At 33.9% G+C, this 14,924-nt stretch carries 13 protein-coding genes and 3 pseudogenes; 4 read left to right on the top strand and 12 right to left on the bottom strand.

The window, feature by feature from the left end; all coding sequences use genetic code 11:
• Positions 1-28: 28 nt before the first annotated feature.
• The 4 genes from NSS74_RS07440 to NSS74_RS07425 all read right to left on the bottom strand — a co-directional run bounded on the left by NSS74_RS07440 (position 29) and on the right by NSS74_RS07425 (position 3,685).
• Positions 29-733: an SDR family NAD(P)-dependent oxidoreductase gene (locus tag NSS74_RS07440; protein ID WP_002142552.1), complete on the bottom strand. Its 705-nt coding sequence runs from the start codon at positions 731-733 to the stop codon at positions 29-31.
• Positions 730-1,293: a GNAT family N-acetyltransferase gene (locus tag NSS74_RS07435; protein ID WP_002142553.1), complete on the bottom strand. Its 564-nt coding sequence runs from the start codon at positions 1,291-1,293 to the stop codon at positions 730-732. The genes NSS74_RS07440 and NSS74_RS07435 overlap by 4 nt, the downstream gene beginning before the upstream one ends.
• A gap of 144 nt (positions 1,294-1,437) precedes the next feature.
• Entirely contained in the window at positions 1,438-2,940 is a 1,503-nt protein-coding gene (locus NSS74_RS07430) for a class I adenylate-forming enzyme family protein (protein WP_033709305.1), read from the bottom strand.
• Between the two features lie 211 nt (positions 2,941-3,151).
• On the bottom strand, positions 3,152-3,685 hold the full coding sequence (locus tag NSS74_RS07425) for an NAD(P)H-dependent oxidoreductase (protein ID WP_002033303.1): 534 nt from the start codon (positions 3,683-3,685) through the stop codon (positions 3,152-3,154).
• A gap of 124 nt (positions 3,686-3,809) precedes the next feature.
• On the opposite strand from NSS74_RS07425, the gene NSS74_RS07420 reads away from it, so the two are divergent.
• The gene (locus NSS74_RS07420; protein ID WP_002142555.1) at positions 3,810-4,133 is read left to right on the top strand and encodes a winged helix-turn-helix transcriptional regulator; all 324 of its coding nucleotides are present in this window, start codon (positions 3,810-3,812) and stop codon (positions 4,131-4,133) included.
• Between the two features lie 247 nt (positions 4,134-4,380).
• Here NSS74_RS07420 and NSS74_RS07415 read toward each other — a convergent pair whose 3' ends face one another.
• The 3 genes from NSS74_RS07415 to sigI form a co-directional block, all read right to left on the bottom strand.
• Positions 4,381-4,647, bottom strand: coding sequence for an ArsR/SmtB family transcription factor (locus NSS74_RS07415; RefSeq protein WP_000661861.1), 267 nt, complete (start codon positions 4,645-4,647; stop codon positions 4,381-4,383).
• A gap of 184 nt (positions 4,648-4,831) precedes the next feature.
• Positions 4,832-6,277, bottom strand: coding sequence for an anti-sigma factor domain-containing protein (locus NSS74_RS07410; RefSeq protein ID WP_340813344.1), 1,446 nt, complete (start codon positions 6,275-6,277; stop codon positions 4,832-4,834).
• Positions 6,270-6,992 (bottom strand): RNA polymerase sigma factor SigI, encoded by a 723-nt coding sequence (gene sigI / locus NSS74_RS07405; RefSeq protein ID WP_002128341.1) that lies wholly within the window; start codon positions 6,990-6,992, stop codon positions 6,270-6,272. Before sigI ends, NSS74_RS07410 begins: the two co-directional genes overlap by 8 nt.
• A gap of 507 nt (positions 6,993-7,499) precedes the next feature.
• On the opposite strand from sigI, the gene NSS74_RS07400 reads away from it, so the two are divergent.
• Entirely contained in the window at positions 7,500-7,706 is a 207-nt protein-coding gene (locus NSS74_RS07400; RefSeq protein ID WP_000834521.1) for a hypothetical protein, read from the top strand.
• 68 nt (positions 7,707-7,774) lie between these two features.
• On the opposite strand, the gene NSS74_RS07395 is transcribed toward NSS74_RS07400, so the two are convergent.
• The 3 genes and pseudogenes from NSS74_RS07395 to NSS74_RS07385 all read right to left on the bottom strand — a co-directional run.
• On the bottom strand, positions 7,775-8,053 hold the full coding sequence (locus NSS74_RS07395) for a hypothetical protein (protein ID WP_033709650.1): 279 nt from the start codon (positions 8,051-8,053) through the stop codon (positions 7,775-7,777).
• A 154-nt stretch (positions 8,054-8,207) separates the two neighbouring features.
• Positions 8,208-8,567, bottom strand: a pseudogene (locus tag NSS74_RS07390) (recombinase family protein); the annotation flags it as partial.
• A pseudogene (locus NSS74_RS07385) lies at positions 8,560-8,628 on the bottom strand (Holliday junction resolvase RecU); the annotation flags it as partial. The pseudogenes NSS74_RS07390 and NSS74_RS07385, both read right to left, overlap by 8 nt.
• A gap of 129 nt (positions 8,629-8,757) precedes the next feature.
• Here NSS74_RS07385 and NSS74_RS07380 point away from each other — a divergent pair.
• Positions 8,758-9,054 carry a hypothetical protein gene (locus NSS74_RS07380; protein ID WP_002142559.1) on the top strand — a complete coding sequence of 99 codons (297 nt, stop codon included), beginning with the start codon at positions 8,758-8,760 and terminating at the stop codon, positions 9,052-9,054.
• A 658-nt stretch (positions 9,055-9,712) separates the two neighbouring features.
• Here NSS74_RS07380 and NSS74_RS07375 read toward each other — a convergent pair.
• Positions 9,713-10,456 (bottom strand): M15 family metallopeptidase, encoded by a 744-nt coding sequence (locus NSS74_RS07375; RefSeq protein WP_033709884.1) that lies wholly within the window; start codon positions 10,454-10,456, stop codon positions 9,713-9,715.
• 244 nt (positions 10,457-10,700) lie between these two features.
• On the opposite strand from NSS74_RS07375, the pseudogene NSS74_RS07370 reads away from it, so the two are divergent.
• Positions 10,701-10,954 (top strand): annotated as a pseudogene (locus tag NSS74_RS07370) (SunI/YnzG family protein).
• Between the two features lie 514 nt (positions 10,955-11,468).
• Here NSS74_RS07370 and NSS74_RS07365 read toward each other — a convergent pair.
• Entirely contained in the window at positions 11,469-14,750 is a 3,282-nt protein-coding gene (locus NSS74_RS07365) for a VaFE repeat-containing surface-anchored protein (RefSeq protein WP_159146943.1), read from the bottom strand.
• Positions 14,751-14,924 lie beyond the last annotated feature (174 nt).

Genomic DNA, 14,924 nt, shown 5'->3' with positions numbered 1-14,924 from the left:
CAATTATTAATACTTGTAAGATCGTACTTCACCACTTTATTTCACCTACACCCGGCTCAATAAACTTCCCTGAAACCTTCTCATTTGAATCTATTACCCAATCATATATATTTTGTGCTCCTTCAGCCGGAGTCATATTCGCATCAAAAGCACCAATGTCAGTCTTTAACTTCCCAGGGTGAATTGCGGTTACACCAATTCCTTTATTCTCAAACTCTTGTTGTAAGCAGAGCGTTAACATATTTTGTGCAGCTTTTGCGATCCGATATGAATATGAGAACTTCCCTTGTGGAAATTCTTTTCCGGCCATTTTATGTAATGAACCTAAACGAGAGGATACATTTATTATTCTTGGTTGATTCGACTTAGTTAAAGCCACATATGTACCTTTTACAGCTCGAATAACTCCTAAGCAATGAACATTAAATAGTTCCATTAACTCTTCAGAATTTGTACGTGAAATCTCGGTTTCCTTACCAGTAATTCCAGCGTTATTTATAACTAGATCAATATACTTTGTATATTCCTCCAGCTGGTTCTTAATTTGCTCCGTACTCTCATCAATCGATAAGTCTGCTAATATAGGAAAACATCTAGAACTAAACATTTTCTTCAATTGCGTTACCGCAACCTCAGTTCTAACTAGCGGATAAACAATATGTCCATTTTCATGAAACACTTTCACTAGCTGTAACCCTAATCCACGATTTCCACCTGTAATAAGTACCCTCATATATCCATCTCCTTATTTTTATAATAAATAAGAAAATCTGCCCACTTACCATTCCCCATAGAAAATGCCTCTCTCGTACATTCAAATGAAAAACCAGCTCTTTCTGCAAGACGAATGGATGGCTTATTATCGATATGTATATGTAATTCGATTCTATGAAATTGAAGGCCATTAAAAAATAACGGCAGCGCAGCTTTTACACTTTCTACTCCGTATCCATTTTTCCAATGTTGATTATGAATAGAGTAACCCATCATTGCCCATTGATAGTCCATACGTAAAATTTTTATAAGTTCTAGCTTTCCAATATTGGCGCCATCTTCTTTCTGAAAAATACCTAACACATACATTTCATCCCGTCGTGCCGCCTCATCAAATCCTCTTATCCATTCCGTAAACCATTCTTTCGTTGAAGACGACATGTCATGATAGCCATCATCGTATTTATATTGAGATGGTAACCTCTTATTGAATCCATCTAACCAACTTTCATAATCCTCTTTTTGAAATGGACGAATAATCAGTCTCTCTGTCTCTACTTGTAATAGTGGCAGCTTCATTTATATCTCTTCCTTTAATTGTTAATTGAATATTCTTTATTATCTTACACAAAATACAAAATCTAGTAAATCATTATGTTTTTTATAAACAAAAATCCAGTTATGCTTTTTACATAACTGGATTCTTCATTATTTAATAACCTTTTATTTCACAAAAAAAACATCCCTTAATTCCCTCTTCAACACTTTCCCTAAAGCGTTTTTCGGTAATTCGTCCATAAATACAACTTCTGGTATTTTATAGCTTGCTAGTTTTTCTTTACAATGCTGAATAATCTCTTCTTCTGTTAAAGACGTTTGAATGTCCTTTACAATGTAAGCTGTTGGGACCTCCCCCCAAAAGTCATTTGGAATCCCAACTACTGCAACTTCTAAAACGCCATTTATTTCATGAATTACATCTTCTACTTGATCTGGATATACGTTGTCACCACCGCGTACGATAACGTCTTTATATCTTCCCATAATATGTAGAAATCCATCATCATCTATCATACCGGCATCACCCATGTTAAACCAATTATCTTTTACTACCTTCTTTGTTGCCTCTTCATTATTCCAATATCCTTTAAACATGTACGGGCTTTTCACGTGAATCTCTCCAACTTTATTTGTTGTTAGCTCATCACCTGTTTCTGGATGAACAATTTTCAGCTCTACATGTTTCAAAGTTTTCCCTACAGAAGACATTTTTTCTTTTCCCATATTTGGATGCCAAGAAGTTACTACCCAACCTTCTGTACTCCCATAACCTTGCACCATATATATTCCTTTTTCCATATATTTTTGGATAAGTGTTTCTGGCACTTTTGTACCACCACTTTGTGCTACTTTAAAGGTCGAAATATTGCGCTCTTTATTATCTAATTCATCAAGCATGTAACTATAAACAGCTGGGAACGCAAGCATCGTAGTAATTTTCTCTTCTTCAATCTTATCCCAAATAAGAGTAGGATTCGAATCAGCTAAAAAGACCATCGTAACGCCATGATAAATACAATTTAAAATAGAAAGCACGCCACTCATATGAAACAATGGGTGCACTGATAAAAAGCGTTCACCTGCTGGAATTTCTCTTTGCCCCGCAATTTCAGTAAAATAATGGTGTAAGTTTTTATGACCAATTACACATGCTTTTGCCTGTCCAGTCGTTCCTGAAGTAAATAAGTAAATGGCATCATCATCTTCATGAACTTCCACATTCGGCTCTGTTATTGGCTGTTCCTTTAATTTTAATTCAAATGAGCCAAATCCTTCTTTTGTCGTCTCAATTACATAAGGAATTTCTTTAACTCCATTAATCTTTAATACAACTTCACTAAATTCATCATCAATAACTAATACTTTTAATCTCGCTTCTTTTACAATCGATTCTAATTCATAAGCAGTAAGCTGATGATTAAGCGGAATAAATACCGCTCCAATTTTTAAGCTTGCCATCATAACGCTTGGAAACGGATGATTATTTTTGCATAGAATTCCTATACGATCCCCTCTTTCCACACCGGTATGTAACAAATAATGTGCAAGCTGATTTACTCGTTCATTATACTGCTGAAACGAATACCTTTTCTCTCCACAGATAAGCGCTTCCAAATTTGGTGACTGCATTGCTCTTTTTTGTAATAATTGTCGCATCGTTCTCAAGTAAAACTCCCCTTTATATATGTTAGGGTTTTTATTTTACCAAATTAATTATTAATTTACTAAAGATTAAACTTAGTGAATTTAAATGAAGTGAATCTTTAGTCGATGTGAGGTGTTCATCCCCACTGATTATTAGTCCACACCCTACGGGCGGTTAATGCGGGATAAACAAAAATAGCCATCTACTTAACAAGTAAATGGCTATTTCTCCTTATATATTAGAAAACTCCTTATTCATCACATATTTCACATACTCAGGTGCACTTTTGTCAATCTCTTCATCACTGATTTCATATTCCGCACCATATAAATAAAATGATGGTATAAATTCCATTCCTGTATATAAGCTCGTAGCGTGGAATGGTTTCGTTAATTCATCCATTGTAATTCCGCTATTTTTATAGTCTTTTTCTAACCCACCTATAGAAATAGCTACACCAAATTCTTTCCCCTTCACTTTATCCCCTTTTGATCCATAGGCAAATCCATATGTTAATACATCATCGAACCATTTTTTTAATAATGGTGGTGAGCTATACCAGTAGAGTGGAAATTGGAATATATATCGGTCGTGCTCTACTAACAGCTTTTGTTCTTCTTCAATATTAAATTGCCAATTTGGTGCCACTTTATATAATTCATGCACCGTTATTTCATCTGGATATTTCTCAAGTTCTTCTACCCATCTTTTATTAATTCGAGACTTTTCAATATCAGGATGTGCTACAATTACAAGTGTTTTCATATATTTTCTTCCCCCTTATAAATAATTCAAACGCTTTAGTATTAGTATGAATGAGTCACATATAATTGAAAAGTACGTACTTTAAAGTGCTATAGGAACCTTAAAGTACCTTTGGAGGTGTTATATGAATCAAAATGATAATTGCCCAATCGCAACGACACTCGACGTGATCGGTGGAAAATGGAAAATTCATATTTTATGTGTTTTGGCGGATCGAAAAATGCGAACAAATGAAATAAAACGAGAAATTCCAAACATTACACAAAAAGTTCTCACACAGCAACTTCGGCAACTTGAGGCTGATGGGATTATCCATCGTACTGTATATCAAGAAGTACCACCAAAGGTTGAGTACACAATAAGCGAACATGGAAAATCTTTAATGCAAATTATGGATGAACTATTTGAATGGGGAAAAGACCATCAGATCAAAAGATTACATGACTAAAAAAACTACCAAATTCTTTACATACTAGTGGGAATGTCACATCACTATCAAGCTAACAAAAAGACCCTAATAAGAAAACCTTCATTTTTATAATCCATTTAAACTTTAGCTTGATAGTGATACGGCAAGACCCTACTAAAGAAATGTATTAAACAAATTAAAAACAACAACACATACGACTAATGTTAATAAGAAAATTATAGTCGCTGAATTGCTTACTTAATTTTGAAATCTAAACAGTTACCCTTTAAGCCAAGCTTAATAATATCGCTTTTGTACGATTATCTGTTACTTCATAATAAATTTCTAACCCTTTCCGAGTACCTGTAACGACCTTTGTAGCTTTTAGTTTAGATAAATGTTGACTAATTGTACTTTGAGGCATTTGTAATGTTTCATACATTGTCGTTACGTTAATAGGACCTTTTGCAAGCATTATTTTTACTAATGATAAACGAACAGGATGTGCTAATACCTTCAATACTTCAGTGATTTCTTCATACATTTCTTTCATATTTTTTCTCCCCTTTTATATAAACATTAATGATATCCATATATATAATTCGAAAGGATATACGATTTTATGTCCGTCATTTTAAAAAAATGTTAAAAAATATCTTCAGATGGAAGGAATCTCCCCTCCGTTCAATATTCTATAGATTTTTCTTTCACTAAATATTATGTGGTAGGAGCTTTCCTTACTGAGACCCTCTGCCATTGTTCCCTTGCTGGTGCCCATTATTCCCTTGCGATCCTCTACCGTTGTTTTCTTGCTGATGCCCATTATTCCCTTGCGATTCTCTTCCGTTGTTCCCTTGACCATTCCCATTATTCCCTTGCGATTCTCTTCCGTTGTTTCCTTGCCCATTCCCATTATTCCCTTGCGATTCTCTTCCGTTGTTCCCTTGACCATTCCCATTATTCCCTTGCGATTCTCTTCCGTTATTCTCTTGCTGATGCCCATTATTCCCTTGTGATCCTCTACCGTTGTTTTCTTGCTGGTGTCCATTATTTTCTTTTTGTGGACCTCTACCGTTGTTTTCTTGCTGGTGTCCATTATTTTCTTTTTGTGGACCTCTACCGTTGTTTTCTTGCTGATGTCCATTATTCCCTTGCGATTCTCTTCCGTTGTTCCCTTGCTGGTTTCCATTATTCCCTTGGGACCCTCTGCCGTTGTTTCCTTGCCCATTTCCATTATTTCCTTGTGACTCTCTGCCGTTGTTTCCTTGCCCATTTCCATTATTTCCTTGTGACCCTCTGCCGTTGTTTCCTTGCCCATTCCCATTATTTCCTTGTGATCCTCTTCCGTTGTTCTCTTGCTGATTCCCATTATTTTCTTTTATTTGCTTCGGTTGTTGTTCCTTAGATTGCTTTTGTTCTATATGCTCTTTCTTCTCGTTGCTTTCTTCTTTTACAGGAGATGCGTCCGATGATGCATCAGAAGATGACTTTTGTTGTTCTTGATTAGACGGAGGTGCAGGTGGAGTAAGCGATTTTTGCTTCTCATTCTCTTGTTTTATATAAACGCCCGTTCCAACCCCTGCTTTCTTGGCATCCTCCCGCATTTGCATCGTACTGCTTTGATATTCAACTGTAATATGTTTTATCTCATACTCTTTCTTTAATTCTTGCATAGCCTTTTCCAACTGAGGTTCTAACGACTTGTCCTTTGTAACAGCTGTTAGCATAACTTGCTTATCATTCGTTAAGTACTTATCCTTTTGACTCTGCTTTATAATAGTACGTATTACGTCTTGCAGATGCTTATTTTCCCACTCTTTCATTTCTTTTAAAATACGCCTTCCATCATCATTACAAGCCCGCAAATCTATAACACGAAGATCTTCCGTTACGCTCGCCTCTAAACTTGGATTTATATCAACTGAGACATAAGCAAACACTTTTTCTTCCGGTTGATTGTAGAAAAACAGCAATACGCATAGAAAACCAGCAACAATTACTGTTGTAGGCTTTAAGAAAGGTGGCATTGAAAAACGCGGTGCTCTTTGCTCTTGTTCGTTAAACGAGATTTCCTCTCCAATCATGTAAGAGTGTACTTTTCTTTTAAACGTAATAAACTCTCCATTTGGAGTTAAAACAACTACGTTATGTTTCTTTATATCCATCACAATTCCTTTATTCATCATGCTTCTCCCCTCTTATATAATCCAGAATATATGTATAGTTGTTTGCAAAGATAATACACATCGCAATAATGTATTTTCGATGTCGCTCCAACGTTTTACGACTTACCCTAACACGTGGTTCAATATGTTTAAGGGGTAACTTTTTCTTTCGGAACAGCTCTTCCATCATTTTCTCGTCTTTTATAATAATCTTTACAATTTCTATTAAGTGCTCACGCGTATCACGATGCTTAGGGGATTCCTTAGCAAGCTCTGAAAATGTGATTTTAAACTCAGCTAGCACACTTTGAAAATGAAGAATTTCCTCCTTACGGTTACTATTTTCCATCTCTTTCATATACTCCGTAAGCGATACTTGTATTTCTAATATTTCCTCTTGCTTATCTTCTTTTAAAAAGACAAGATTATGCTTAGACTCCTTGCGTATATAGTCAATTACATCTCTTTTTATAAGAAGATCAGCAAACGCTAGAAAAGATTTTCCTTTTTTATATGAATACTGTTCAATTGCTTCGTTAAACGCAAACAATCCAATACTATATTCATCATCCTGTTCTGTAATGTACCTGCGGCAGACAGACGAGATTGATTTTCTAATAAACGGCTGATACTGTACGATAAAAGCTTCCTTATCTCCTCCGTTGTTTTGTATGTTAAATACGATATCTTCTATTTTCGTTTTTTTTAAGATTTTCATTACTAAACTCAACACTAGTAATCTCCCTGCCTCCTTCTGCTTCAAATAGCAAAATGGCCACTAAACAAGTGACCATTTAACCACATTTTCTTAGTACTTTTCTTTGGGCTTGTCTTCTTGCTGGTGCTCATATTTTTCGAGGCCGACTTTTTATATGACTATTTTTTCCACTTGTACTAAAGTGAAGTCTGTATTTTGTATTACTTTCTTGTTTTCTTTTGCAATACCACTTGCTCTTTTCTATTTTAGCTGCAATCTTTGAATAACTCTTCGCTATATTTTTGGTAATTTTAGCTTTTTCTTTCATTTATTTTCTTCTACTTATATATATTCGAAGGAATAAATAATTTTATGGGGGTCAAAAAAATATTTTTATAAAATAGTTATTTTTTCAAAAATAAAAACCATCAATTGGAAGAAACTCGTTATAACTCCTCCTTATGGTAATTCCTTTGTAAACCTTTTTATTTAAATGTGTAATTGTATTAAAAGTCTAAAATTTCAGAATCGTAGGGCAGCGTCATGAAAAGTTTTGGTACGTTAGTAATCTCTACCGTCATTTCAGCAGGCTTAGTGTATTATAATATCGATTCCTTTTATAATAAATTTACATCCGGGAATACATATTACTGGGTAAACGGTATCCTAGCTGCTGGATTCCTTATATCCTTAATTATCAACATAAAAGATATCATCAAGAAAAACTACACAACTTCTGAATCAAATTAAGGAGCCTATTATGGTTCCTTTTTCTATGCAAAATAAAAAAGCAGCTGTTAAGCTACTTTGAATTCTTCTTATCCCCAAATGAAATGATATATATATTCTCCCGTTACACGTTCATTAATTCCAGCGATCCTAGCGAATCTCATTAAGTCCGCCCCTTGAAGAAAATACACCGAGATCGTAACTGGTACTTGTGACCACATGAATTGATAAAGCTCATTCACTCTCTGATTCGTCGAAACGATTAAATCATTTACAGGTCCATGATTCCATGCAGAGGTTTGAACTGAAGTGAACGGAAGGTCTTTCCCATTAACCACTATTCTTACCACACTTTGAGTTATGTCCATAACAATCCCCTCCACCATTACAGAATTTAGACCTGTTTCTATACTCATATTCTTGATTAATAATAAATGTTTAAGGCAAACCCCTATTTTCATTTCTACTCAAGAACAATTTATTTGATAAAATAAAAAAGCAGCGCATTCGCTACTTTAAAATCTACATACTTCCCTTTTCTTTTGCTCTCTCATAAAGAACCGTGCGGCTTACACCTGTAACTTCACATATCTTCTTTACTGTAAACTTGTTTTCCTTTCGGTTTGCAAGCAGATCTAAAGCATGTTCCATATTAGGATTATCATCATCGTACTTCTTAGGGCGCCCTTTATAAACACCACGCTCTTTAGCTAGTTCAATACCTTCTCGTTGCCGCATTCGAATTAGGTCACGTTCTAACTGATTAACACCAGCCATTACAGTGAGTAGGAAAGTGCTGTATGGATTATCGCTTGTAGTATCAAGCCAATTGTCTTTTAACGACTTAATAGAAGCGCCTTTTTCTTTAATTGTTTCTATGATACATTTCATTCGCTAGATTGATAAGCATTTCAAATGCCATCCCACGGTTTCCGAGTCCCATTGTTATTCCTCTCTTTCTATTAAAAGGATTATTTTGTTAAAAAATTGATTCTAATTTATAACCTCTATCTTTTTCTTTTATTTCCCATTAAAATTGAGTAAAACTATTTTGATAACATAGGAGAAAGCTATGAAACATAACCTCAATCTATGGTCCTTTATATGCTCTTTGATTTGCGTTGGACTATTCCGTTTATATTTTGAAATTCCACTTGAATTATTCAAATTTTTCACGGATTCATTACACATTCACCCTTTATTTATATTACTAGTTTTAACAATAGGAACTTTTTTTGCTGGCATTATAGGATTTTCTAAGATGAATAATTGGATTGCGATGCTTAGGAGTGTAGCAACAGTCTTACTAACATTGTTATTATCAGTGTTTTTAACACTAACTTTGATTGTGGGTTATGCATTAAGTTAAACGTAGTTTTTTATGAGTAAAACTCAATATTCCGTCAATAATATAGATGACATTAGATTTTTCTCCTTGTTCCCCCTTGGAGAATGAGCAGTTAGTTTTTGCTAACTGCTCTTTTATTTATGACAAAGATAAGATTCTTTAGCATGAAGGTAATTGTTAAATATTTTACGCTTATACAGTATAATGGGATAGTTATTGTGTATTGGCATTAAGAGGAGCGTCCTGATTAAGCGCTTCTCTTTTTTTATAAAATAGCTCCAAATTACTTGGACACATTTACCAATTTATTCAACACAAATATCATGTTAAAATCCCTTTTGAATACGACATAACTCAACTTGGTGAAGCCCTGTAATATTTCCTATAGGGCTTCTTTTTTTACAAGCAGTTATTTCATTACGCTGACTATCTTGTTGTGCAAAATAACGATTTTGTTCACTTTTTTGATACATTTATAAAACATTCATATGTTATCTTCAGTAAGTTCTATTTCCTTTATAATATTGTGTGAAGTATACCAACGAACGAAGCCTAAAAAACTCTAATGAAGTGATGAAAAAAACCTAATTTCTCTACAAAACATTGAGAAATTAGGCTTTTTAATAGAAAAAGTAGCATTCATAAACAATGAATACAGTTTAACTCTTCAATTCTATTTTCACAGATTCATATATTCTTCTAAAGTCAGTTTTTCCTTATATATATTTTCAGCAATATCTCCTACATAGCGAATATGCCAAGGTTCATATGCATAACCCGTAATACTTTCCTTCCCCTTAGGATAACGAATGATAAACCCTGCACGATGCGCGTTTTCTTTCAGCCATTTTCCTTCCTTCGTATTCGCAAAGGATAGCTCTAGTTCATTGTTCGCACTTTTAGAAGAAACATCCATCGTTAACCCTGTTTGATGTTCGCTATGCCCTGGCTTTGCAGAGAAGCGATCCGTATGCTCTTGCCCTTTCTTTTTAACATTGTTGGCATACAGACCTTTTTGATACTCATAGGAACGAAATCCTGAAACAGCATTCAACTGGATCCCATCTTGCTTAGCTAAAAGGAATAGTTTTTCTAACGCTTCCGCTGCTTCTTTACGAAGATGACTCTTTTCTACCGTTCCACTAAATGAGAACGGTACATTTGGTACAACTAAATCCTCTGGCATATAGTCTTCGGGTAAACCATATTCCTTATTTACTACAGCCTGTATACTAGCAAAGGAACTTGCTATCTTATTTGAAGTCCCATTTTGCTTACTATTTTTTTCTTTATTTATGGAGTTTTCACTAGTTTCATGGTTTGTCTTATATGGTTCTTTACCAATAGATATATTGGTGTAAATGATAAAGATACCTAACATTACTACTATACAAGTTAAGGTTCCTACTAATTTAAGTCTCATCATTCATTTCCTTCCTGCAACTCCTACTGTTACTCATTCATCATACTTCAACCATATCAAATCCATATTAATTCCCTGTGAACTTTTCTTCATAACGTATTCCTTAATAGATTGATAGTATATCTTCCCTTTCTTTTGGCACCCTTAAAAAATCAGCTCTATTCATACATGTAGAAAAATAATCTAAAAATTTGTATAATAAGATAAGAAGTGTAGCATTCTATTATAGAAAGGTCTTGGTATAATGCTAGGTATTGATGTCAAAAAACAAAAGAAGAGTTAATTATTTCATGGCAATTTGCGGAGGTCACGATTCCATTACGTGATGTGATTGAGGTTACCGAAGATGCTACCTATGCGGGTGTTGAAGAACCAAGTGCAATCCGTATCGGAACAGCATATGGGACAACTGATCGTATATTAATTAGAACTGTAAAACAAAATTATGTATTATTTACTACGAATAAAGTGTCGATTTTAAACGCAATTCACGCGTAACAATGAGTAGATAAACGCGCTTAAACAAAGTTCAAGTGAAATAAAAAGGTGCAAAGTCATAGAATTGACTTCGCACCTTTTTTAAAACAATCTATATGAATGAAAATTCCCTTTAACATTTCAGTAAGGCCAAAGCCACTTCTGTCACACCATACTACTTTGTGTCCCATTTATCTAAATTGAAGAGATAACGCTCTCTTTTTTTGATAAAATTATCTCTATAATGATAGCAGGAAAGGATTTGTTGCTTTATCACGGCAGAAAAAACACAGTTTGTAAAAAAAGAGCATTATATCCCCCAGTTCTCTATGAGACCTTTTGAAATAGCTAAGGGATTTTGTCTCACAGTGAATTTAGAAGCTGACACTTTGGAAGCTAAGGAAAAGAAAACAGGGAATTATTACAACAACTCAAAAATAAGCAACTAGATTAAAATACTGTAAATAGGACTAAATTATTAACATAAAAGATAAGCACATCTTGTAAAAAAACAGATGTGCTTATTTTTTAATTTTTATGCATTTTTACGTTTTAGGAAAATCACTCCACCAACAATTAACAATAATGCACCTGCAGCCATAGAGATCCAGCTTGTAAGGTCAGCGCCTGTTTGCGGTAACCATCCAATTTTAGATTGAATTTCTTTCTTAGGTTGTGGTTGCTCTTTTACTTGCTCTTTAGGTTGCTCTGATGTTGGAGTATTTTTATCTTGATTCGGCTGTTCTGGTTTTGGTTGTTCCGGTTTTACCTCTTTAAATTTCACCGTTTGACCCTTATCTTCGATGTCAACATGAATAGCAACCAAGACATTATCTTGATACAATTCTTCAAACACTACTACTTCTTTACCTTGTAATGCAGATGCATTAAATGTGAAATCGAGTGTGATAGAACCATTTTTTTCTTTTGCAGTAAACTTAGATTCTACTGTTACTTCTTTATCATCAACTAATAATGGTTTTTTTGTTGCTTTATCCATTAGTTTGCCTTTTACAACGTACTCTTTACCCACGATTAAGTCTTTGTATTCCACTTTATCTTGGATTGTTACAGATTTAGAAGCGTCTAACTCTTTAGAACCATCAGCTTTGTTTGTAGCTGTTGTTTTAATGGAAGGCTCTACAAATCGAACTGTTTGACCTACATCGTTAATGTCAGCGTGAGTTGCAATTACTTGACCTTCATGCAATAAGTCTTCAAACACAACTACTTCTCTTCCTTGCTGTTCAGCACCAACGAAAGTAAAGTCTAATGTTACAAAACCATTCTTTTCTTTTGCAATGAACTTAGTCTCTGCTGTTATTTCTTTACCATCAATTAATAATGGTTTGTTAATAGCTTTGTTCATTAATTTACCTTTTACAGTGTACTCTTTACCAACAACTAAGTTAGTATACTCTACTTTATCTTGAATAGTGATAGAATCCTTTGAATGAATCTCTTTTCCACCATCAGCTTTGTTTGTAGCAGTTGTTTTTACTGATGGCTTAACGAACTTAACTGTTTGACCTTTATCATTGATATCAGCATGTGTAGTAACAACTTTTCCGTCTTTCAGTAACTCTTCGAATACTACTACTTCTTTTTCTTCTAAACCAGTTGCATCAAAAGTGAAATCTAGTGTAATAGAACCATTTGCTTCTTTTGGTGTAAACTTAGTTTCAGCAGTTACTTCTTTACCATTTACAACTAATGGTTTATTAGTCTCTTTATCCATTAATTTACCTTTTAAAGTGTACTCTTTACCTACTTGTAGGTCTTTGTATTCCACTTTATCTTGGATTGTTACAGACTTAGAAGTGTGCATTTCTTTTGTACCATCGGTTTTATCAGTAGCTGTTGTTTTTACTGATGGAATCTTTTCATCTTTGACAATATGTTTAATGATTTGACCATTCTCTTTGATCTCAAAAGAGAATATTTCTTCATTCAATACATAACCTTTTGGTGCAACAGTTTCTTTATATGTGTATTTTCCAAATGGTAACTTTTCAAACTTCGCGATACCTTTATCGTCTGTTTTCCCTTTAACTACTTCTTTTCCTGCTTCATTATAAATAGTAAACTCTGCATTCGGAAGCTTATTGTTTCCATCAGCTACATCAACTTTTGTAATTTCTAGATCACCTTTGATAAGATGATTAACTGCTAATAGCTCAATAATTTTCCCGTGTTCCTTTATTTCGAACACAATTGGTTCTGTAATAAGAACGTAACCATTTGGAGAAGCCTTTTCTACAAATGAATATTTACCATACGCTAAATCTTTGACGTTAACTTCACCATTTTTATCTGTCTTATATTCCCCAATTACTTTCCCGCTTGCATCTTTTAGCTCGAATACTGCACCTTCTAATTTTTTACTGATATCTTCATTATCTACTTTTAGTAATTTCACACTACCTTTCACTTCTGTATTTTCCACTGTAAAAGTAAGTGTTTTATTGTGCTCTTTAATTTCAAAAGGATACTTTGTTTTATTTCCAATATATCCATTAGGTGTTTTTGTCTCTAAGAAATAATATTTACCATACGTAAGACCATCAACATTTGCAATTCCATTTTCTTTTGTTACTACTTTTTTCACTTCTTTTCCATCTTCAGTAAAGACCGTGAATTCAACATTAGGCAACATCTTACCTGAATCACTAAGTTTTTTTATTTCGATGTTACCTTTTACTTTGTTGTTTACTACTTGAACAGCTCCTATTTCCCCTGTCTTAACTTCAATAGTTTGTGGTTTATCACCTGAAACATAACCTGTTGGTGCTTTAATTTCTTTTACTGTGTAGGTACCAATTGGTAGGTTATTTAATTCTGCAGTACCATCAGCACCCGTCGTGATTTTTCCAACTGATTCATTATTTGCATTAAAGACTTCAAATACTGCACCAGCTAATATTTCTCCATTTTCCCCAACCTTTTTAATTTTTAAAGAACCAGCAGCTTCCCAATTTACTGCAAGGTCACTACTAAGCTTTTCCTCATTTCTTTCTAGTAGCACTGTAGCATTCTGAACAGTATCAGTACCGCGATAAGCAATTGCTTGAACTTTAGTTAAATTTGCAGCAACACTTAGATTAAATTCACCTGTTTTTGTATCTTTAGGAATTTGGATACGAAATTTTTCCCCAAGTGAAAGCTGATCTTTCACTTCTCCATTTTCACTAACAATTTTAACTCCATTAGGTGCATTTTTCGCTACTACTTTATAAGAACCACTCTTAGCATTTGTTTGTACTGTGTATAGGTTTGTTTCAAAAAACTCACCCTTTAATTCTGCCTTTTGCTTTTCAGCAGGAATCACATTCATAAAAATATCTTGAGTATCTTCACTTGTATTTGCAGCATTAATAATTGTCTTAGCCGCTTTTTCAACATTTTTATTTTCATGCTTTAATTCATTTACATCAAGTTGACCTAATGCATTCCAAACCGCAAGCTGAGTTGCATAATGTGCTTCATTCTTATTAGCTACTCCCAGTTGTTCTATACTTTTTTGTGGGAAACCATTTAATAGAACCCTATATACTACATTATCTGTTTTCCCCATTTCAGGAAGATCTTCACCATTTGGTGATTTTAAGCCAAGAGTTAAACAATAAGCAATTTGACCGCTTGAATTTTTGATAATTTCAGTTCGGATATCCTTTCCTAGACTGTTGCTATAACTCCAGTTCATTGAATACTTTTCATGCGTCATAACCTCCGCATTTGCCTTCGGTAGAAACACATTAAAGAATAATGCTAGTACTGATAATAATGCAAAAACTCTTTTAACAACTCTTTTCCCCAATTTTAAAACCTCCCTAGATAAAATGAATCTGATGAATTATTCAAATATTTAAAATAATCACAACAAAGATATTTCATATTATAAGACATAAAGTTACAAATATTATATTATTTTTACAAATTATTTATTTTCTCAACATTCACTATAAATTATAATATTAAAACATTTCATTTC

The organism is Bacillus sp. FSL E2-8868 (genome assembly GCF_038005505.1).
In the GTDB taxonomy this organism is placed as follows: Bacteria; Bacillota; Bacilli; order Bacillales; family Bacillaceae_G; genus Bacillus_A; species Bacillus_A mycoides.
Note: the sequence above shows the minus strand (reverse complement) of the source record. Positions and strands in the feature narration are given on the sequence as shown.